General features: G+C 68.6%; 19 protein-coding genes. 11 read left to right on the top strand and 8 right to left on the bottom strand.

The window, feature by feature from the left end; genetic code table 11:
• Nucleotides 1–16: 16 nt before the first annotated feature.
• Both AU196_RS08715 and AU196_RS08720 read left to right on the top strand, forming a co-directional pair.
• A complete protein-coding gene (locus AU196_RS08715; RefSeq protein ID WP_059094716.1) occupies nucleotides 17–1,072 on the top strand; it encodes an oxygenase MpaB family protein in 1,056 nt (351 codons plus the stop codon).
• 5 nt (nucleotides 1,073–1,077) lie between these two features.
• The gene (locus AU196_RS08720) at nucleotides 1,078–2,325 is read left to right on the top strand and encodes an acyl-CoA dehydrogenase family protein (RefSeq protein WP_059094717.1); all 1,248 of its coding nucleotides are present in this window, start codon (nucleotides 1,078–1,080) and stop codon (nucleotides 2,323–2,325) included.
• Here AU196_RS08720 and AU196_RS08725 read toward each other — a convergent pair.
• Genes AU196_RS08725 through infC form a run of 4 tightly spaced genes read right to left on the bottom strand, consistent with a single transcriptional unit; the run spans nucleotide 2,322 to nucleotide 4,363 of the window.
• The gene (locus AU196_RS08725; protein ID WP_059094718.1) at nucleotides 2,322–3,086 is read right to left on the bottom strand and encodes a TrmH family RNA methyltransferase; all 765 of its coding nucleotides are present in this window, start codon (nucleotides 3,084–3,086) and stop codon (nucleotides 2,322–2,324) included. The two genes, AU196_RS08720 and AU196_RS08725, sit on opposite strands and share 4 nt — an antisense overlap.
• Nucleotides 3,087–3,112: 26 nt before the next feature.
• Nucleotides 3,113–3,502, bottom strand: coding sequence for a 50S ribosomal protein L20 (rplT, locus tag AU196_RS08730; RefSeq protein WP_059094719.1), 390 nt, complete (start codon nucleotides 3,500–3,502; stop codon nucleotides 3,113–3,115).
• A 45-nt stretch (nucleotides 3,503–3,547) separates the two neighbouring features.
• The gene (gene rpmI / locus AU196_RS08735; protein WP_011560373.1) at nucleotides 3,548–3,742 is read right to left on the bottom strand and encodes a 50S ribosomal protein L35; all 195 of its coding nucleotides are present in this window, start codon (nucleotides 3,740–3,742) and stop codon (nucleotides 3,548–3,550) included.
• Nucleotides 3,743–3,778: 36 nt separating this feature from the next.
• Nucleotides 3,779–4,363, bottom strand: a complete 585-nt coding sequence (infC, locus tag AU196_RS08740; protein ID WP_167535206.1) for a translation initiation factor IF-3 — start codon at nucleotides 4,361–4,363, stop codon at nucleotides 3,779–3,781.
• 254 nt (nucleotides 4,364–4,617) lie between these two features.
• Between infC and AU196_RS08745 the strand changes: the two genes are divergently transcribed.
• Genes AU196_RS08745 through AU196_RS08765 form a run of 5 tightly spaced genes read left to right on the top strand, consistent with a single transcriptional unit; the run spans nucleotide 4,618 to nucleotide 11,303 of the window.
• Nucleotides 4,618–4,953: a DUF1844 domain-containing protein gene (locus AU196_RS08745; RefSeq protein ID WP_059094720.1), complete on the top strand. Its 336-nt coding sequence runs from the start codon at nucleotides 4,618–4,620 to the stop codon at nucleotides 4,951–4,953.
• A 45-nt stretch (nucleotides 4,954–4,998) separates the two neighbouring features.
• Nucleotides 4,999–8,301: a bifunctional lysylphosphatidylglycerol synthetase/lysine--tRNA ligase LysX gene (gene lysX / locus AU196_RS08750; RefSeq protein WP_059094721.1), complete on the top strand. Its 3,303-nt coding sequence runs from the start codon at nucleotides 4,999–5,001 to the stop codon at nucleotides 8,299–8,301.
• 22 nt (nucleotides 8,302–8,323) lie between these two features.
• Nucleotides 8,324–8,599 carry a hypothetical protein gene (locus tag AU196_RS08755; protein ID WP_059094722.1) on the top strand — a complete coding sequence of 92 codons (276 nt, stop codon included), beginning with the start codon at nucleotides 8,324–8,326 and terminating at the stop codon, nucleotides 8,597–8,599.
• Between the two features lie 3 nt (nucleotides 8,600–8,602).
• A complete protein-coding gene (locus AU196_RS08760; RefSeq protein WP_059094723.1) occupies nucleotides 8,603–9,769 on the top strand; it encodes a winged helix DNA-binding domain-containing protein in 1,167 nt (388 codons plus the stop codon).
• 52 nt (nucleotides 9,770–9,821) lie between these two features.
• Entirely contained in the window at nucleotides 9,822–11,303 is a 1,482-nt protein-coding gene (locus tag AU196_RS08765) for a flavin-containing monooxygenase (protein WP_059094724.1), read from the top strand.
• Here the strand turns inward: AU196_RS08765 and uvrA are convergent.
• Nucleotides 11,293–14,187, bottom strand: a complete 2,895-nt coding sequence (uvrA, locus tag AU196_RS08770) for an excinuclease ABC subunit UvrA (protein ID WP_059094725.1) — start codon at nucleotides 14,185–14,187, stop codon at nucleotides 11,293–11,295. The genes AU196_RS08765 and uvrA overlap by 11 nt on opposite strands.
• Before the next feature lie 86 nt (nucleotides 14,188–14,273).
• Here uvrA and AU196_RS08775 point away from each other — a divergent pair, with 86 nt between their 5' ends.
• Nucleotides 14,274–14,951, top strand: coding sequence for an MBL fold metallo-hydrolase (locus AU196_RS08775; protein ID WP_059094726.1), 678 nt, complete (start codon nucleotides 14,274–14,276; stop codon nucleotides 14,949–14,951).
• Entirely contained in the window at nucleotides 14,941–15,456 is a 516-nt protein-coding gene (locus AU196_RS08780) for a DUF427 domain-containing protein (RefSeq protein ID WP_059094727.1), read from the top strand. Before AU196_RS08775 ends, AU196_RS08780 begins: the two co-directional genes overlap by 11 nt.
• Nucleotides 15,457–15,469: 13 nt before the next feature.
• Here the strand turns inward: AU196_RS08780 and AU196_RS08785 are convergent, their stop codons facing one another.
• Together AU196_RS08785 and AU196_RS08790 are read right to left on the bottom strand one after the other, a co-directional pair.
• A complete protein-coding gene (locus AU196_RS08785) occupies nucleotides 15,470–16,771 on the bottom strand; it encodes a cytochrome P450 (RefSeq protein ID WP_059094728.1) in 1,302 nt (433 codons plus the stop codon).
• Nucleotides 16,772–16,850: 79 nt separating this feature from the next.
• The gene (locus tag AU196_RS08790) at nucleotides 16,851–17,297 is read right to left on the bottom strand and encodes a universal stress protein (RefSeq protein WP_059094729.1); all 447 of its coding nucleotides are present in this window, start codon (nucleotides 17,295–17,297) and stop codon (nucleotides 16,851–16,853) included.
• Nucleotides 17,298–17,598: 301 nt separating this feature from the next.
• Between AU196_RS08790 and AU196_RS08795 the strand changes: the two genes are divergently transcribed.
• On the top strand, nucleotides 17,599–18,261 hold the full coding sequence (locus AU196_RS08795; protein ID WP_059094730.1) for a UdgX family uracil-DNA binding protein: 663 nt from the start codon (nucleotides 17,599–17,601) through the stop codon (nucleotides 18,259–18,261).
• 9 nt (nucleotides 18,262–18,270) lie between these two features.
• On the opposite strand, the gene AU196_RS08800 is transcribed toward AU196_RS08795, so the two are convergent.
• On the bottom strand, nucleotides 18,271–19,128 hold the full coding sequence (locus tag AU196_RS08800) for an acyl-CoA thioesterase (RefSeq protein ID WP_059094731.1): 858 nt from the start codon (nucleotides 19,126–19,128) through the stop codon (nucleotides 18,271–18,273).
• Nucleotides 19,129–19,273: 145 nt separating this feature from the next.
• Here AU196_RS08800 and AU196_RS08805 point away from each other — a divergent pair, with 145 nt between their 5' ends.
• Nucleotides 19,274–20,605 (top strand): sensor histidine kinase, encoded by a 1,332-nt coding sequence (locus tag AU196_RS08805; RefSeq protein ID WP_231737496.1) that lies wholly within the window; start codon nucleotides 19,274–19,276, stop codon nucleotides 20,603–20,605.
• Nucleotides 20,606–20,652: the final 47 nt, after the last annotated feature.

Here is a 20,652-nt window from a genome sequence, read left to right on the forward strand (position 1 = left end):
ATTCAGCGAGGACCCGATGACCGCGAGGACCACCCCGACGACTCCGCCGAAGACCCTTCACTCATGCGAGACGCGGCCGGACCCGCTGGGACCGGAGTCCTTGACCTGGAAGTACTTCGGGGACCTGCGCACCGGCATGCTGGGCGTCTGGATCGGCGCGATCCAGAACATGTACCCCGAACTCGGCGCCGGCGTGGAGGACCATTCGGTGCTGTTGCGCGAACCGCTGCAACGCGTCGCGCGGTCGGTCTACCCGATCATGGGCGTCGTCTACGACGGCGATCGCGCCGCGCAGACCGGTGAGCAGATCAAGAGCTACCACACGACCATCAAGGGCACCGATAACGCCGGGCGGCGATACCACGCGCTCAACCCCGAGACGTTCTACTGGGCTCACGCCACGTTCTTCATGCTGATCATCAAGACCGCGGAGTACTTCTGCGGCGGGCTCACCGAGGCCGAGAAGCGCCAGCTGTTCGACGAGCACGTGCAGTGGTACCGGATGTACGGGATGAGCATGCGGCCCGTGCCCGAGTCGTGGGACGAGTTCTGCGAGTACTGGGACCGCAAATGCCGTGAGGAACTCGAGATCAACCAGGCGACACTGGACATCTTCTCCATCCGCATCCCCAAGCCGTGGTTCGTGTTGATGCCGACACCGGTGTGGGACCAGATGTTCAAGCCGATGGTCGGTGCTCAGAGGTGGATCGCCGCCGGACTGTTCGACCCCGCGGTGCGCGAGCGCGCCGGCATGCGGTGGACTCCGGGCGACGAGGTGGTGCTGCGGCTGTTCGGCAAACTCGTGGAGCTGGCGTTCGTCGCCGTTCCCGACGAGATCCGCCTGCACCCCCGCGCGCTGGCCGCCTATCGCCGTGCCGAAGGCAAACTCCCCGCCGACGCTCCCCTGGTCGAGGCGCCCGCGTTCATGGGCCCGCCCGCCGACCGCCGCGGCCTACCGATGCACTACGTTCCCCGCCGCAGGACGCTGCTCGACAAAGCGGGGTCGCTGGTGCACACGACGTTCTCTTTGGCGGGCCTCCGTCCGGCGCGCGGACGCGATAAGGCAGCCTGAAGGGCATGCTCGAGTGGTCTGATGTCGATCTTGCCGTGCGCGACGCCGTCCGGGAGTTCGTCGACAAAGAAATCCGTCCGCATGTCGACGCTCTGGAGAGCGGCGAGATGGAGCCCTATCCCATCATCCGAAAGCTGTTCAGCACCTTCGGGATCGACGCGATGGCCAAGGAGTCGCTGGAGAAGCGGCTGGCCCGCCTCCGCGACGGGGACACCGGCGCGGCGAAATCCTCCGGCGGCGGTGGCATGTTCGGCGGCGGCCCCGACCAGGCGGGCATGGGGTTCGTCTTGGTCAGCGAGCTCTGCCGGGTGTGCATGGGCATCGTCGCGGGGATGGGTGTCAGTCTCGGGCTGACCGTGCCGACGATCATGGGCCGCGGCACCCTCGCCCAGCAGGAGCGGTGGCTGCCGGGTCTGGTGACCTACGAGAAGGTGGGCGCCTGGGCGATCACCGAACCCGACTCCGGTTCGGATGCGTTCGGCGGCATGAAGTCCTACGTCGTCCGCGACGGTGACGACTACATCCTCAACGGCCAGAAGACGTTCATCACCAACGGTCCCGACGCCGACGTGGTCGTCGTCTACGCGAAATTGGACGAGGGTGACGGTGCGGACAAACGGGATCGCAAGGTCCTCACGTTCGTGCTCGACCGCGGCATGGAGGGCTTCGTGCAGTCGAAGCCGTTCCGCAAGATGGGGATCCACTCCTCCCGCACCGGCGAGCTGTTCTTCAACAACGTGCGGTTGAGCCGCGACAGGCTGCTCGGCGAGACCGAGGACAACAAGGCCGGCGACGGACGCGACAGTGCGCGGTCGAGCTTCTCCGCCGAACGCATCGGCGTGGCGGCGATGGCCCTCGGCGTCATCGAGGAATGCCTGCGCCTGTCGGTCGACTACGCGAGGTCCCGCACGCTGTGGGGCAAGGAGATCGGCCAGTTCCAGCTCATCCAGCTCAAGCTCGCGAGCATGGAGGTGGCGCGGATGAATGTGCGCAACATGCTGTTCCGGGTGATCGAGGCGTCCCAGACCGGCACCCCGATCTCGCTCGCGGAGGCGTCGGCCATCAAGTGGTACTGCTCGCAGGCCGCCACGGACGTCGCGATGGAGGCGGTCCAACTCTTCGGCGGCAACGGCTACATGACCGAGTACCGCGTCGAGCAGCTGGCCCGCGACGCGAAGTCACTGATGATCTACGCCGGCAGCAACGAGGTGCAGATCACCCACGTGGCGAAGGGTCTGCTGCGCGACTACTAGGCCTCCGACTGCACCGAGCGTGAGCGCATGGCGCGGGCGCTCTGATAAAGGCAGATCGCCGCGGCCGCGGCCACGTTGAGGCTCTCGGCGCTGCCCGCCATCGGGATGGTCACCCGCGCGTCGGCGAGCGCGGCCACCTCGGGTGCGAGTCCGTGCGCCTCGGCGCCGAACAGCCACGCCGTCGGCGCGTCGAGGTTCGCGTCGTCGAGGCTCACCTCGCCGTCGAGCGTGGTGGCCAGCACGGTCAGCCCGGCGCCGTGCAACGACGCCACCAACGCCGCGGTGTCGGGCGCCTCGACGACGGAGACCCCGAAGATGCTGCCCGCAGAGGCCCGCAGGCACTTCCCGTTGTAGGGGTCCACGCTGTTGCCTGCCAGGATCACCGCGTCGGCGCCCATCGCGTCGGCGAGCCGGATCACCGTGCCCGCGTTCCCGGGCTCCGACGTCTCGACCGCGACCGCCACGAGGCGCGGGGAGGCACCCAGGACCTCGTCGAGCGACACCTCGGGCATCCGGCACACCGCGACGAGGCCGACCGGGGTCACGGTGTCCGACAACGCCTTCGCCGCACGCTCGGTGACCAGCTGGACGTCGGTGCCGGCGAGCATCGCCGCGAACCGCGCCGCGGCCTCCTCGGTGACGAAGACCTCGGATACGACACCGCGCCGCAACGCGGCCTCGACGAGGTTGGGTCCCTCGGCGAGGAAGCGTGCGGCGCGGCGGCGACCGACGTGTCGGTGGAGTTTGACCGCTGCCGCCACCCGGGCGGAGCGCTCGCTGAGCAGGCTCAGGCGGCCTCTCCGGACGGCGCATTCACATCGGCGGGCAGTGCGGCTTTGGCCACCTCCACCAGGGCGGTGAACGCGGCGGCATCGCTGACGGCGATCTCGGCGAGGTTCTTGCGGTCGACCTCGACGCCGGCGGCCTTGAGGCCCTGGATCAGCCGGTTGTAGGTGATGTCGTTCGCGCGGGCCGCGGCGTTGATCCGCGAGATCCACAGCTTGCGGAACTCACCCTTGCGCGCCCGCCGGTCGCGGTAGGCGTAGGTGAGTGAGTGCAGCTGCTGCTCTTTGGCCTTGCGGTACAGGCGTGACCGCTGACCGCGGTAGCCCTTGGAGGCCTTGAGTACTGTGCGGCGCTTCTTCTGGGCGTTGACTGCGCGCTTGACGCGTGCCATGGGTGGTTCCTATCTCGTGCGGACTGTGAAGGGTCGGTTCGTCGCTCAGCCGTTGAGCATCTTGTTGATGCGCGGGGCGTCGTTGGCCGACACCTGGGTGCGGCCGGCGAGACGACGGGTGCGCTTGGTGGGCTTGTGCTCCATCAGGTGGCGCCGATTGGCCTTCTGGCGCACGATCTTTCCGGTGCCGGTGCGCCGGAAGCGCTTGGACGCGCCGCTGTGGGTCTTGGCCTTGGGCATGGGTGTCCTCTTGATTCTGTTCGGTGTCGGGCAGTACTACGTGGCGTCCGGGCCGGGGGCCGACTCGCGGGGACGCTCTGCTTGCTCCGCCGCTTTGGCGCGAGTCTTCGCGCCGCGGTGCGGGGCCAGCACCATCGTCATGTTGCGTCCGTCCTGCTTCGCCGACGTCTCGACGAAGCCGTATTCGGCGACGTCGGCGCCCAGGCGCTGCAGGAGCCGGAAGCCCAGTTCGGGCCGCGACTGCTCGCGTCCGCGGAACATGATCGTCACCTTGACCTTGGACCCGGCCTCCAGGAAGCGGATGACGTGACCCTTCTTGGTCTCGTAATCGTGCGGGTCGATCTTGGGACGGAGCTTCTGTTCCTTGACGACGGTCTGCTGCTGGTTCTTGCGAGACTCGCGCGCCTTCTGTGCCGTCTCGTACTTGAACTTTCCGTAGTCCATGATCTTGCAGACGGGCGGCTTGGCGTCCGGTGCAACTTCGACGAGGTCGAGATCGGCATCCGCGGCGACGCGGAGTGCATCTTCGATGCGCACGATACCTACCTGCTCACCGCCCGGTCCGATCAGGCGAACTTCAGGTACGCGGATGCGCTCGTTGACGCGGGTCTCAGTGCTGATGGGGCCTCCTATGTTGTGTTCTCCTGGGAGTCCACTGGCCCATTCCGCACCTGCCCGTCAGAGCAGGAAGGCCCTGCACCGCAGGGCCCGTTGCCGACCGATCACGGCATCCGCCGCCCGCGCCGACAGCGCAGAACCGGCATACTCGATGCCGGTGACCGGACCGCTGCGCCGAGGTGGCCAGCGGTGGGAGTGGGACTCCACTTGCTGTCCTGACGTCAGCCAGGACGGTCGCGCATGCCAGTCTAGCAGGCATGACCGATGATCCAAGCACGCGCGAGCTCGCCGATATTCCCGCCGTCGAGGTGATCACCCGTTCGGCGGTGATGCTGATGAGCGCGGCGGCCGAGAAGCTGGGGCTGTCGGACCCCGATCCGGACGACAGCCCCCACCGCGACCTCGACGAGGCCCGCCGGCTGATCACCGCGCTGGCCGGCCTGGTGACGGCCTCGGCGGAGTACCTGGGCCCGCATGCCGGACCCGTGCGCGACGGTCTGAAGACCCTCCAGTTGGCGTTCCGGGAAGCCAGCGCCGCCCCCGACGAACCCGGCAAGGGGCCCGGCGAGAAATACACCGGTCCGGTGTGGTGATCACGTCCCCACATTCGGGCCCCTGAGCGAATAATGTCCCGGCCTATGACGCTCACCAGTCCGCCGAGGACGCGCGCCGCCTCCCGCTACTCCTGGGTCCCCGCGGCCGCCGGGTGGACCGTCGGGGTGATCGCCACCCTGTCGCTCATCGCCAGCGTCTCGCCGCTGGTGCGGTGGATGATCCGGGTGCCGCGGGAGTTCGTCAACGACTACATCTTCAACTTCCCGGACACCAGCTTCGCGTGGGCGTTCGTGCTGGCGCTGCTGGCCGGCGCGCTCGCCGCCCGCAAACGCATCGCCTGGTGGGTCCTGCTGCTCTACATGGTGGCCGCGGCCGGGTGGAACGTCGGCGATCTGCTGACCGGTGACGAATCCATCGTCGAGGAGACGGGCGAGGTCATCGGGCTCGTGTTCCACCTCGCGGCGATCGCCTTCCTGCTGCTGGCGCGCCCGCTGTTCTGGGCGCGCGTGCGCCGCGGTGCGCTGTTCAAGGCGGCCGGTGTGTTGGCCGCCGGGATGGCGATCGGCGTACTCGTCGGCTGGGGTCTGCTCGAACTGTTCCCCGGCACCCTCGAACGCGACTACCGGCTGGCCTACGCCGCCAACCGGGTGTTCGCCTTCGCCGGTGTCGACCCCGACGCGTTCGACGGTCAGCACCCGCACGTGGTCGTCAACGCGCTGCTCGGACTGTTCGGCGCGCTGGCGTTGATGGCCGCGGCGATCGTGCTGTTCCAGTCGCAGCGCTCCGAGAACGCGCTCACGGGCGAGGACGAATCGGCCATCCGCGGTCTGCTCGAGCTCTATGGCAAGAACGACTCGCTGGGGTACTTCGCGACCCGCCGGGACAAGTCGGTGGTGTTCGCGCCCAGCGGGCGCGCTGCCATCACCTACCGGGTCGAGGTCGGGGTCTGTCTGGCCAGCGGTGACCCGGTCGGCGACCCGAAGGCCTGGCCGCAGGCGATCGACGCGTGGCTGGCGCTGTGCGAGACGTATGGATGGGCGCCCGGAGTGATGGGGGCCAGCGTGGGCGGGGCCGAGGCGTTCCGCGCGGCCGGACTCAACGCGATCCAACTCGGCGACGAGGCCATCCTGCATCCGGACAGCTTCCGCCTCTCGGGGCCGGACATGCGGGCCGTGCGCCAGGCGGTGACGCGGGCCCGCCGCGCCGGCGTGACCGTGCGCATCCGCCGACACCGGGAGCTGTCGACCGAACAGATGGCCGAGGTGATCGCCCACGCCGACGCCTGGCGCGACACCGAGACCGAACGCGGTTTCTCGATGGCGCTGGGCCGGCTGGGCGATCCGGCCGACAGCGACTGCCTGCTGGTCGAGGCCGTGGAGGGCGATCAGGTCGTCGCGATGCTCTCGCTGGTTCCGTGGGGCAGCAACGGCGCCTCGCTGGACGTCATGCGGCGCTCCCCGCAGTCCCCCAACGGCACCATCGAGTTGATGGTCAGCGAGCTGTGCATGCAGGCCGAGGACATCGGCGTCACGCGGATCTCGCTCAACTTCGCGATGTTCCGGTCCGCGTTCGAACAGGGCGCGCAGCTCGGCGCGGGCCCGGTGGCCCGGTTGTGGCGCTGGCTGCTCGTCTTCTTCTCCCGCTGGTGGCAGCTCGAGACGCTCTACCGGTCGAACATGAAGTACCAGCCGCAGTGGGTGCCGCGGTACGCCTGCTATGAGGACGCCCGGCTCATCCCCCGCGTCGGGGTGGCGTCGGTGATCGCCGAGGGCTTCCTGGTGCTGCCGTTCTCGCGGCGCAACAAACAGCACACCGGCCATCACATCTCCGCGCCGCAGGACCTGGTCGCCAGCGGTCTGCTGCACCACGACGGGACAGCTCCGGACGTGTCGGGACTGCGCGCCGACACCGCCGACGACGATCCGCCTCGGCTGCCCGAACAGGTGCGGGTCCGGATGGCGAAGCTGAAAGCGTTGCAGGCCAACGGCGTCGACGCCTATCCGGTGGGTCGGCCGCCCAGCCACACGGCCGCAGCGGCCGTCGACTCCGCCGACGACGTCGAACTCAGCGTCGCCGGCCGGGTGCTGCGCATCCGCGATTACGGCGGTGTGCTGTTCGCGCAGCTGCGGGACTGGTCGGGCGAACTCCAACTCCTGCTGGACAACTCGACCCTCGATCAGGGCAGCACAGCGGACTTCACGGCGGCCGTCGACCTCGGCGACCTCGTCGAGGCGACCGGGACGATGGGGTACAGCAAGAACGGCACCCGCTCGCTGCTGGTGCGGCACTGGCGGCTGACCGGAAAGTGCCTGCGCCCGCTGCCCGACAAGTGGAAGGGCCTGACCGATCAGGAGGCCCGGGTCCGGGCCCGCTACGTCGACCTGGCGGTCAACACCGAGGCGCGAGACCTCATCCGGGCGCGCAGCGGCGTGCTGCACGCGATCCGGGACACGCTGTACCACAAGGGTTTTCTCGAGGTGGAGACGCCGATCCTGCAGCAGATCCACGGCGGCGCCAACGCCCGGCCGTTCCTGACCCACATCAACGCCTACGACCTCGACCTGTACCTGCGCATCGCCCCCGAGTTGTACCTCAAGCGGCTCTGCGTCGGCGGGGTGGAGCGGGTCTTCGAACTCGGCCGCGCTTTCCGCAACGAGGGTGTCGACTTCTCCCACAACCCCGAGTTCACGCTGCTCGAGGCCTATCAGGCCCACGCCGACTATCACGTGTGGATCGACGGGTGCCGCGAGCTGATCCAGAACGCCGCGATGGCCGCCAACGGTGAGCACGTGTTCCTGCGCCCCCGTGACGACGGCGTGCTCGAACCCGTCGACATCTCCGGACCGTGGACCGTCAAGACCGTCCACGACGCGGTGTCCGAGGCACTGGGCGAACACATCGAACCCGGTACGGAACTGCCGAGGCTGCGCAAGCTCGCCGACGCGGCAGGCATTCCCTACCTGACCCACTGGGACGAGGGCGCGGTGGTGCTCGAGATGTACGAGCACCTGGTCGAGGACCGCACCGAGCGGCCGACGTTCTACAAGGACTTCCCGACCTCGGTGTCGCCCCTGACGCGCCCGCACCGCAGCATCGCCGGTGTGGCCGAGCGGTGGGACCTGGTCGCGTGGGGCGTCGAATTGGGCACCGCCTACAGCGAACTCACCGATCCGGTGGAGCAGCGCCGCCGGCTGCAGGAGCAGTCGCTGCTGGCCGCGGGCGGCGATCCGGAGGCGATGGAGCTCGACGAGGACTTCCTGCAGGCGATGGAGTACGCCATGCCGCCGACCGGCGGGCTGGGCATGGGTGTCGACCGGGTCGTCATGCTCATCACGGGCCGCAGCATCCGTGAGACGCTGCCGTTCCCGTTGGCCCGGCCCCGTTGACAGGCGCGAGTACCGTGACGGCATGGCCGACGAACCGCAGCCAGCTCCTGAACCCGCTCCCGCGCCGCCGCCCCCACCCGCCGAGGCGCTCGACACCGGATACACACCGGGTGGCGTACCGACCTTCGAGTCGGTGCGCGAGAAGATCGAAGGCCGGTACGGCACCGCGATCGGCGCCGCGGAACTGGCCGCCGAGACGCCGGAGGGCCGCTCCGCCGACGAACAGTACGAGGAACGGCAGCGCGCGGCCGCCCAGCGGCTGGCCGAGATCCGCGAGCAGATGCACGAAAAGGATTGAGCGCTGCGCTCTTTCACGCCCGCCGAGCGGCGGGCCAGGCTTGCACGCCGCCACTTCCTCGCCGGTGAGGGGCGCGCCGCCTCGCTCGAGGCGGTGGTCACGGCGATGGTGGCACTGCACGCCACCGATCCGGCGACCCCGTACCTGACATTGTGGGCCCGCGTACCGGGGTTCGGCCTCGGCGACCTCGATGCCGCCCTCTACGACCGCAGGACCGTCGTGAAGCACCTCGCGATGCGCCGCACCCTGTGGGTGGTGCGCAGCGACGAACTCCCGATGATCCAGTGCGTGGCCAGCGACCGAGTCGCCGCCAACGAACGCAGGCGCCTGATCGCCGACGCCGAGAAGGCGGGGGTGGCTGCCGACGGCGCCGCGTGGCTCGACAACGCCTGCGTCGCCGTCCTCGACCATCTGCGTCGGCACGGACCGACCGGTGCCCGGGAGCTGCGCGCGGCGCTTCCCGAACTCGCCGGAAGCCACGACCCGGCGCCCGGCAAGACCTGGGGTGGCGCCACACCGCTGAGCCCGCGGGTGTTGACGGTGCTGGGGGTGCGCGGCGACATCGTGCGCGGCCCCAACGACGGGGGCTGGACGGTCAGCCGGCCACGGTGGACGCTGCGCAGCGACTGGCTTCAGGACGCCTCCGGTCCGGTTTCCCCCGACGAGGCCGCCGTCACCGCCGTCGGTCGCTGGCTGCGGGCGTTCGGCCCCGCCACGGTGACCGACGTCAAATGGTGGTTCGGCCACACCCTCACGTGGGCGCGGCAGGCCCTGACGTCCCTCGGCGCCGTGGAGGTCGACCTGCACGGAACGCCGGGATTCGCGTTGCCCGACGACCTCGACCCTGAGCCGGAGCCCGAACCGTGGGCGGCGCTGCTGCCGGGGCTCGACGTGACCACGATGGGGTGGGTCGACCGCGCGTGGTACGTCGGTGAGCACCGCGCCCAGGTCTTCGACCGCAACGGCAACGGTGGTCCGACGGCGTGGTGGAACGGCCGCATCGTCGGCGCGTGGAGTCAGGACGCCGACGGCCGGGTGGTGGTGCATCTGCTCGAGGACGTCGGCCGAGACGGCGCGGCGGCGCTCGAGCAACGCGCCCATGACCTGAGCGGATGGTTGGGCGGTGCACGGGTGAGCCCGCGGTTTCCCTCCCCGGTGATCAAAGCGTGATTCGGATGCGGTGGTCTTGGCTAACCTACGCCCACCGACGGAAGGAATTGCGATGAAGATCGCGATCATCGGCAGTGGGTTCTCCGGCCTCGGCGCCGCGATCCGACTGCAGGAGGCAGGCCACCGCGACTTCGTCGTCTTCGAACGCGGTCCCGACGTCGGCGGAACGTGGCGCGACAACACGTATCCCGGTGCGGCGTGCGACGTGCCGTCGCATCTGTACTCGTATTCCTTTGCGCTGAACCCGGATTGGACGCGCTCCTTCTCCGCCCAGCCCGAGATCGAGAACTATCTGCGCCGGCTCGCGCAACGCTACGGCGTCCTCGACCGACATCGGTTCGGGTGCACCGTCAGCCGCGCCGCGTGGAACCCCGCGGCGTCACAGTGGGAGTTGTCGACCAGTGCGGGACCGGTCACCGCCGACGTGCTGATCACCGCGTTCGGCTCGCTGGCCGAACCGTCGCTGCCGGACATCCCGGGCATCGAGTCCTTCAGCGCTTCCGGTGGCGAGATGTTCCACTCCGCGCAGTGGAACCACGAGGCGGATCTGTCGGGCAAGCGCGTCGCGGTCATCGGCACCGGGGCGTCGGCGATCCAGATCGTCCCGGCCATCGCCGACCAGGTCGCGCACCTCGACGTGTACCAGCGGACCGCGCCATGGCTGCTGCCGCGGTTCGACCGCCCGTTCACCCGCGTCGAGAAGTGGGCGTTTCGCAACGTGCCCGGCTTCCTGAAGGTCGCGCGGGCCGGCATCTACGCCGGCCGCGAGGTCCAGGTCGTCGGCCTGGCGAAGAACCCGAACCTGATGAAGGGGTTCGAATTGCTCTCGCGGATGAAGATCCGCACCGAGATCAAGGATCCCGCGTTGCGGCGCAAGGTCACGCCGAACTTCCGCATCGGCTGCAAGCGGATGCTGATCTCCAACGACTGGTACCCCACCCTGGACCGCGACCACGTCGACCTGGTCACCGACGGCATCCAGGAGATCGACGGCCGCCGCGTCGTCGCGACCGACGGCACCGCACGCGAGGTGGACGCCATCGTGGTGGCCACCGGATTCCACGTGACCGACTCGCCGATGTTCGAGACGGTGTGCGGCGCCGACGGGGCCAGCCTGACCCAGCGGTTCGCCGACAAGGGCATGCGCGCCTACAAAGGCACGACGATCGCCGGCTACCCCAACATGTTCGTCCTCGTCGGTCCGAACACCGGTCTCGGACACAGTTCGATGGTGTACATGATCGAGTCGCAGCTCAACTACGTCGTCGACGCGATCACCACGATGGACAAACAGGGGCTACACACCGTCGAGGTCAAACAGGACGCGCTCGACGTCTACAACGAACGGTTGCAGCGGGCGCTGAACGGTTCGGTGTGGATGACAGGCAAGTGCGCGAGCTGGTACCTCGACGCGCACGGCAACAACACCACCCTGTGGCCGGACTTCACGTTCCGGTTCCGCAATCAGACGCGTCGCTTCGACCTCGACGCCTACGAGGTGACGCGCACGGGCGAGCCGTCGCTCACGCGCTGACCTTGCGCCGCTTGCGGGTCGGTGCGGGCACGTCGAGCATCTCCGCCAGGAAGTGCCCGGTGTAGCTGTCGGTGTTGGCCGCCACGTCCTCGGGTGTCCCCTGCGCGACGACGGTGCCACCGCCGGCGCCGCCCTCCGGACCCATGTCGATGATCCAGTCGGAGGTCTTGATCACGTCGAGGTTGTGCTCGATGACGATCACGGTGTTGCCCTTGTCGACCAGACCGTTGATAACCTTGAGCAGCTTGCGGATGTCCTCGAAGTGCAGGCCGGTGGTCGGCTCGTCGAGGATGTAGACCGTGCGGCCGGTCGAGCGCTTCTGCAGCTCGGCGGCCAGTTTGACCCGCTGGGCCTCACCGCCGGACAGCGTCGGCGCGGGCTGGCCGAGCCGCACGTACCCCAGCCCGACGTCGACCAGCGTCTTGAGGTACCGGTGGATGGAGCTGATTGGTTCGAAGAACTCCGCCGCGTCCTCGATCGACATGTCGAGCACCTCGGCGATGGTCTTGCCCTTGTAGTGGACCTCCAGCGTCTCGCGGTTGTACCGGGCGCCGTGGCACACCTCGCACGGGACGTACACGTCCGGGAGGAAGTTCATCTCGATCTTGATGGTGCCGTCGCCCGAACAGGCCTCGCAGCGGCCGCCCTTGACGTTGAACGAGAAGCGGCCGGGCTGATACCCGCGGACCTTGGCCTCCGTGGTGGCCGCGAACAGCGACCGGATCTTGTCGAACACGCCGGTGTAGGTCGCGGGGTTCGAACGGGGGGTCCGGCCGATCGGTGACTGGTCCACCCGCACCAGCTTGTCGAGCTGGTCGAGCCCGTTGATGCGGGTGTGCCGGCCGGGCACCTGCCGCGCGCCGTTGAGCTTGTTGGCCAGCACCGAGGCCAGGATGTCGTTGACCAGGGTGGACTTACCCGAACCCGACACGCCGGTGACCGACGTCAGCACCCCGAGCGGGAAGGCGACGTCGACGTCCTTGAGGTTGTGCTCGCGCGCGCCGATGACGGTGAGCTGGCGTTTGCGGTCGACGGGGCGCCGGATGGCCGGCACCTCGATGTTCTCGCGGCCCGACAGGTAGGCGCCGGTCAGCGAGTCCGGGTTGCGCAGCAGATCCTTGTACGTGCCGCTGTGCACGATCCGCCCGCCGTGCTCCCCGGCGGCCGGACCGATGTCGACCACCCAGTCCGCGTGCGCGATGGTGTCGAGGTCGTGTTCGACGACGATGAGCGTGTTGCCCAGCTCCCGCAGCCGCACCAGGGTGTCGATGAGGCGGCGGTTGTCACGCTGGTGCAGCCCGATCGACGGTTCGTCCAGGACGTAGAGCACGCCGACCAGACCGGACCCGATCTGGGTCGCGAGCCGGATGCGCTGCGCCTCCCCGCCGGAGAGGGTGGCCGCCGCGCGCGAGAGCGACAGGTAGTCGAGTCCGACGTCGAGCAGGAACCCCAGCCGCGACTGGATCTCTTTGAGCACCTGTCCGGCGATGGCCTGTTCACGGTGGCCGAGGGTGAGCGCGTTGAGGAAGTCCGCACAGTCGGCGATGGACAGCTCGGCGACCTCGGCGATCGACTTGGCGCCGTGGTCGCCCGCGGCGAGCGTGACCGCCAGGATCTCGGGTTTGAGGCGGGTGCCGTCGCACTCGGGGCACGGCACGTCCCTCATGAAGCCCTCGTAGCGTTCCTTCATCTGCTCGGAGTCGGTCTGCTCCATGCGGCGCTGCAGGAACGCCATCACGCCCTCGAAGTCGGCGTAGTACGAGCGGGTGCGGCCGTAGCGGTTGCGGTATTTGACGTGCACCTGCTCGTCACAACCCTCGAGGATGGCGCGGCGCACCTTGGCGGGCAGCTTCTTCCACGGGGTGTCGACGTCGAAGCCCATCGACTCGCCGAGCCCGGTCAGCATGCGGGTGAAGTACTCCGCGGTCTGGCCCATGGACCACGGAGCGATGGCGCCCTCGGCCAGCGTCAGGTCGGGGTCGGGGATGACGAGTTCGGGGTCGACCTCTTTCCGGATGCCGAGACCGGCGCATTCCGGGCAGGCGCCGTAGGGCGAGTTGAACGAGAACGACCGCGGTTCGAGGTCGTCGACGGCAAGGGGGTGGCCGTTCGGGCAGGCGAGCTTCTCGGAGAACCGCTGCTCGCGGTGCGGGTGATCGTCCTCACGGTCGACGAACTCGAGCACCACGATGCCGTCGGCCAGTGTCAGCGCCGTCTCGACCGAATCGGTCAGCCGCTGCTTGGCGGTGGCCTTCACGGTGAGCCGGTCGACGACCACCTCGATGTCGTGCTTCTCCTGCTTCTTGAGCTTGGGCGGGTCGGTCAGCGGATACACCACCCCGTCGACGCGGACGCGGCTGTAGCCCTGGCTGTTCAGTTTCTCGAACAGGTCGACGAACTCACCCTTGCGGGTGCGGACGACCGGTGCCAGTACCTGGAAACGCAGGCCCTCGTCCATGGCGAGGACCTGGTCGACGATCTGCTGCGGGGTCTGGCGCGCGATGCGCTCCCCGCACACCGGGCAGTGCGGCGTGCCCGCGCGTGCGTAGAGGAGCCGCAGGTAGTCGTAGACCTCGGTGATGGTGCCGACCGTCGACCGCGGGTTGCGGTTGGTCGATTTCTGGTCGATGGACACCGCCGGGGACAAACCCTCGATGAAGTCGACGTCCGGTTTGTCCATCTGCCCGAGGAACTGCCGGGCGTAGGCCGACAGCGACTCGACGTAGCGGCGCTGACCTTCGGCGAAGATCGTGTCGAACGCCAGTGAGGACTTCCCGGAACCGGAGAGACCGGTGAACACGATCAGGGCGTCGCGCGGTAGGTCAAGGTCGACGCTTCGCAGGTTGTGCTCGCGCGCACCCTTGACGATCAGGCGGTCAGCCAACTCGGTCCTTCCCTGGCTCAGACATGGTCAACACACTTCGCTCCATGCTAGGTGCCGTCACCGACAAGCCCGATACCTTGGCTGTCATGACAGTCGTCGACGACAACTACACCGGCCATGTCGAACCCCGGACCGCGGCCAGGCGCACTCTTCCCGGCGCGACGATCGTCAAGGTGTCGGTGGGCCCCATGGACAACAACGCGTACTTGGTGACCTGTTCCCGAACCGGCCAGACGCTACTCATCGACGCCGCCAACGATGCGGAGGTCCTGCTGGAACTCGTCCGGGACCTGGCGCCGACAGTGACGCTGATCCTGACCAGCCACCAGCACTTCGATCACTGGCAGGCGCTGTCGGCGCTGGCCGAGGCGACCGGCGCGCCCACGGCCGCACACGAACTCGACGCCGAACCGCTGCCGGTCACCCCGGACCGCTACCTCGCCGGCGGGGACACACTCCGCATCGGTGACCTCACCTTCGACGTCATCCACCTGCGTGGCCACACCCCGGGCTCGATCGCGCTGGCGCTGCACGGTCCGGCCGCGGGCGACGCCGTCCACCTGTTCACCGGGGACTGCCTGTTCCCGGGCGGGGTGGGCAAGACGTGGCAGGAGGGTGACTTCGAGAAGCTGCTGACCGACGTCACCACCCGGGTGTTCGACGTCTATCCCGATTCGACCGTCGTCTATCCCGGCCACGGCGACGACACCACCCTGGGCGACGAACGTCCACACCTCGGCGAGTGGCGCGAGCGTGGCTGGTAGACCGGTCCCGCAGAAACCCGGGCCGGGTCAGGAGTCGGTGTGGGACTACCCGCGTCCGCCACGGCTCGAGCCGTTCCGCGGATCGATCACCGTGCAGTTCGGCGGTCGCACCGTCGCCTCGACGACAACGGCCTGGCGGGTGCTCGAGACGAGCCATCCCCCGACGTACTACCTGCCCGCGGACTGCTTCACGCCCGGCACCCTGCGCCCGGCGGAAGGCGGCTCGTGGTGCGAGTGGAAGGGGCAGGCCGGCTATTACGACGTCGTTGTTCATGACAGCGTCGCCGGTGACCGGGTCGCGCCGAGGGCGGCCTGGACGTACGCGCATCCCACGCGTGGCTTCGAGGACATCGCCGGTGCGGTTGCGGTGATGGCCGCGCAGATGGACCGCTGCACCGTCGACGACGAGCAGGTGATCCCGCAACCCGGAGGCTTCTACGGCGGCTGGATCACCAGCCGTGTCGTCGGACCCTTCAAGGGTGTGCCGGGCTCGATGGGCTGGTGACGGTCAGGCCGGCTCACACCGTCCAGGCGACCGGCAGTCTCTTGATGCCGTGCACGAACGCCGACCGCAGGATCGCCGGCTCGTCGACCGCCACGATGTCCGGCACCTGTCGGCGCAACTCCGAGTAGAGCACCCGGATCTCCCGCCGGGCGAGGTTCGCGCCGAGGCAGAAATGCGCCCCGCCGGCGCCGAACCCGATCTGCGGGTTGGGGTTCCGGGTCACGTCGAACAGCCAGGGATTGTCGAACTTGGTTTCGTCGCGGTTGGCGGAGTTGTACCAGAGCGACACCTTGTCCCCCGCCTTCATCTGCACGCCCCGCATTTCCACGTCCTCGGTGAGGTTGCGGCGCATGAAGATGATCGGCGACCCCCACCGCACGATCTCCTCCACCGCCGTCGGCGCGACGGCCTCGAAGTCGTCCCACCACCGCTGCCGCTGCTCGGGATAACGGGTCAGGGCGACGAGGCCGTGGCTGATCGCGTTTCGGGTGGTCTCATTGCCCGCCGCGGACAGCAGGATGAAAAACGACGCGATCTCGGCCGAGGTGAGCCGTTCGCCGTCGACCTCGGCCTGCACCAGGTTGGTGGTGAGGTCGTCGGTGGGCCGGGCGCGGCGGGCCTCGGCGAGTGCGAGCCCGTACTCCCCCAGCGACAGCACCGCTCCGACGACGGTGTCGTGGTCGATCGCGATCTCCTCATCGGCACCGCTCAGCACGATGGAGGTCCAAGTGAAGATCTTCTCCTCGTCCTCCTCGGGGATGCCCATCATGTCGCAGATGATCTGCAGCGGGAACGGTCCGGCGACGGTCTTGACGAAGTCCGCACACCCGTCGGGGTGTCGGGCGACGAGCTCGGCGACCAGGTGTCGGGCACGGTCGCGGACACTCTCCTCGATGCGGGTGAGCATCTTCGGGGTGAACGCCCGGTTCACGATCGAGCGCAGCCGCAGATGCCGCGGATCGTCCAGCGAGATCATCGACCCGACGTACTCGGCGATCTCGACGGGAACGTCGTTGAGCGCGGTGCTGGTCGGGATCGAGCTGAACACCTCGGGGTGCCTGCTCGCGTGATGCACGTCGTCGTAGGTGGTCAGCGCCCAGTGTCCGCGGCCGCCGGGAAATCCGGCGAATTCGGGGACCTCGAACCACGAGATCGGGGCTTCTCGACGAAGCGTGGCGAACGCCCCGTCGCGGCGGTCGTCATCCCACTCCCAGAATTCGAGAGTGCCCAGGTCGATGTCGCCGAGCGCCACATCCGGTGGCGGTGCACCGTTCTCACGAGGGGCGATGCCGGTCGGGTGCAGGGTTGTCGTCATGGCTGACCTCCACGTCAATCCCGAGTGTGGCACTCGGGACGGTCGCGGTGTCAGAAATGACCGACCTCGGGCGCGCCGTCTACGGCGTGGTGTGCACGATCAGGACGTCGGTCTTCGACCGGCGCGCCACGTTGGCGGGCACGGATCCGAGCAGGCGTCCGGCGATGGTGCTGAGGCCGACGTTGCCGACCACGAGCAGGTCGGCCTTGACCTCTTCGGCCAGCTCGACCAGGGCGTCGACCGGTGCTCCGACGATGGCCTTCTCCTCGACGTCCTCGGCGCCTGCGGCCTTCGCGCGGTCACGGGCCTCCCGCAGGATGGAGTAGATCGGGGCGTTGCCCGACATCTTGTAGCCCTCGTCCTTCAGGACGTCGGCGGCGCGCTGATCCTCGCTCTGGGGGAAGTAAGCGGTGGTGACGATGAGCTTTGCGCCCGAACCCGCAGCGATCTGGCCCGCGCGGTCGACTGCCCGCAACGACGAATCCGATCCGTCGGTGCCGACCACCACGGTGCGATAGGCGCTCATCCATACCCTCCCAGAGTCATTTGCAAGGCCAACCGAGACAGTAACGCGTCGCCCGACGAACCCGGGTGCTAATCGCAACACCCGGCGGGTCCGCTCGGTGCGGCCAACGGCGTTCTACCGGCACTGATGTTAACGCTCGGCGAAGGCGTCCCAGCCGTCACAGTGACGCAATCGACGGATCGCGCCACGATAGGGCACCGTCGCATCGGAATCCCAGGGTGACCCAGATCAAGCCGCTTGCAGCGAATTCCGCCCCGTCCGAGGGCGCATGACCGGCCCGTCGCGCGGGTAGTCCATCGTCATGCCGACGAAAGTGCCCGGCGCAGAGGATTTCGTCCCCGACACCCGCGACGTGTCCATCCTCGCCGACGCGGTGCAGGCGTGCCGAGGGTGCGGGCTCTACCACGACGCCACCCAGGGCGTGTTCGGCCAGGGCAGCGCGGACGCGACGGTCATGTTCGTCGGAGAACAACCGGGGGATCAAGAGGACCGCGCCGGGGAGCCGTTCGTGGGCCCCGCGGGCAAGTTGCTCGACAACGCGCTTGTGGCGGCGGGCATCGACCGCGACGCGGTCTACGTGACCAATGCGGTCAAACACTTCAAATTCACCCTGCCCGAACGCGGCAAGCGGCGCATCCACAAGACCCCGAGCCGCACCGAAGTCGTCGCCTGCCGGCCCTGGTTACTCGCTGAAATGGACGCCGTACGACCGGAAGTCGTGGTACTCCTCGGCGCGACAGCCGCAAAAGCATTACTGGGCAACGATTTCCGGTTGACCGCGCACCGCGGGCAGGTGCTGTCGCTGCCGCCGATCGGTGACCTGGGCATCGACCCTGCGGTGGTGGCGACCGTGCACCCGTCCTCGGTGCTGCGCGGACCGGCCGACAACCGGCAGGAGGCGTTCGACGCCCTGACCGAGGATCTGCGCGTCGCGGCCCGGCTGATGCACGGCGAGCAGCGGTAGCGCCCGGAGTCAGTCGCGGCGGTCGCGGCCGAAATAGACCTCCTGGGTGGCGGTGCAGACCAACCCACCGTCGCGGTTGTACATCGTGGCGGTGGCCAGGGCGCGGCCGTGCACACCGCTGGGTGTCACCGCATCCGAGAGCACCCAGTCCGAGAAGTCGGCCGGCCGGTGAAACCAGACCGCGTGGTCGATCAGCGCCGAGAAGGCCGTCACCGGCGTCGTCCGGCGCACCACCATGGCCGTCTCCAGCAGTGCGGTGCCCGAGACATACGTCAGCAGGCAACTGTTGAGAATCGGATCGTCGGGCATGGGTTCGGCGGGACGCCACCACAGCCTGATGCGCGGTGAGGGGTCGGGCCGCTCGAGCGCCAGACGCGACGGCGGGTCGACGTACCGCAGATCGAGCGGCTGCGGCCGGACCCAGTGCCCGCCATGCTCCTCCGCGTACGGGGCCATCTGTTCCTGCAGCGACGGCAGCGACTCCGGGGTGGGAACCTCGGGGATCGGCTGCTGGTGTTCGAAGCTGTCGAGCGGTGCGGTGAACGACACCAGCGCCTCGAGCAGCACCTGGTCGTCCTGGCGTGCGAGCACTCGGCGCGAGGACAGCATGCCGCCGTCGCGCAACCGGGTGATCTCGAAGTGCACCGGTCGGCGCGCGTCGCCGGCCCGGAGCAGGTAGACGTGCATGCTGTGCGGGGTGCGGTCGGCGGTGACGGTGCGGCTCGCCGACATCAGCGCCTGCGCGGCGATGTGGCCCCCGACGATGTGATGTGCGGCGTTGTCCAGCTGTGTCGCGATGAACTCGTCAGCCGCGATCTGTTCGACGTCCAGGGTCGTCAGGATGTCCGAGAGTGTCCGCGCTACCACCGGGGCATCATGCCGGACGCCGCCGCGCCCAGCCGAACCGGTCAGGCAAGATGTGCGTCGTGGACAGCGCTGCGACACTTCCGCGCCCGCCGGGCGTCGTGCGGCCAGCCCGATAGTGCGCGTCGACGAGCGGCTACGGCGCTTCATGCCGATGCCGATGCCGATCGTGTCGCTGCGCACCATCGTGATCGTGGCCGCGCTGTCGGTGGTCGTGCTGGTGCTCACTCTCGGCACGTGGGTGTGGGTCGGCGTGACGAACGACCAGTACAGCCAGCTGGACCGGCAACTCGATTCGGTGACCAGCCTCGGCGACTTCGGAACCTTGCTGAACGCGGCGAACGCCGCGGAATCCCAGGACGACCCGCTTCCCGACAGCACGCTTGTGCGGACGGCGCGGATCGGCGGCGTGACGATGTCGGTGCCCAAGGACATCGTGTTGCCGCAACTCGGTGCCGGGTACGCCAACACGACCATCGACGGTGTCGAGTACCGGGTGCGCACCTTCGCGGCGGGACCGGCGACCATCGCGCTGGGGGCACCGCTGGCGGAGACACAACGCCGGATCGACCAATTGCACCTGCGAGTCGTGCTGATCTGCGGTGGGGTGATCGCAGGCACCGTGGTGGTGGGCTGGGTGATGTGGCTGATCATGATCAACCCGTTCCGCCTGCTGGCGCAGCAGGCCCGCGCCATCAACGCGCAGTCCAGACCGGAGGAAGTCCAGGTCGGCGGGGTGTGGGAGGCGGCCGAGATCGCCGAGGCGGTCGAGGGCATGCTGGCGCGCATCGGTGAGGAGCAACAGCGGACCAAGGCGGCGCTGGAGTCAGCGCGCGATTTCGCCGCGGTCGCATCGCATGAGCTGCGCACGCCGTTGACGGCGATGCGCACCAACCTCGAAGTGTTGTCGACCCTCGACATGACCGACGAGCAGCGCAAAGAAGTCATCAACGACGTGGTCCGCACACAGAGCAGAATCGAGGCGACGTTGACCGCGCTCGAACGGTTGGCCCAGGGGGAATTGACCACCGCTGAGGATCACGTCCCGGTCGACGTGACCGAACTGCTGGACCGCGCCGCGCACGACGCGCTGCGGAGCTACCCCGGACTGGACGTCTCGCTGGTGCCGTCGGCGCCCGTCCGGATCCTGGGCCTTCCCGCGGGACTACGCCTGGTGATCGACAACGCCATCGCCAACGCGATCAAACACGGTGATGCCACGCAGATCCGGTTGAGCGCCATCCGGTCCGGTGAGGATGTGGAGATCGCGGTCGACGACAACGGCAGCGGGGTGCCCGAGCAGGAGCGCAAGCTGGTGTTCGAGCGGTTCTCCCGCGGGTCGACCGCATCGCGTTCGGGATCGGGGCTGGGCCTGGCGCTGGTCGCCCAGCAGGCCGCGTTACACGGCGGGACAGCGTCTTTGGAAACCAGTCCGATGGGCGGAGCACGGCTGCTGTTGCGGCTTCCCGTCACCCGCTGAACACGTCGGGCCCGGCGTGAGCACGCCGGGCCCGATCGCGGTTCTCA

This window comes from Mycobacterium sp. IS-1742, assembly GCF_001500125.1.
Lineage (GTDB): Bacteria > Actinomycetota > Actinomycetes > Mycobacteriales > Mycobacteriaceae > Mycobacterium.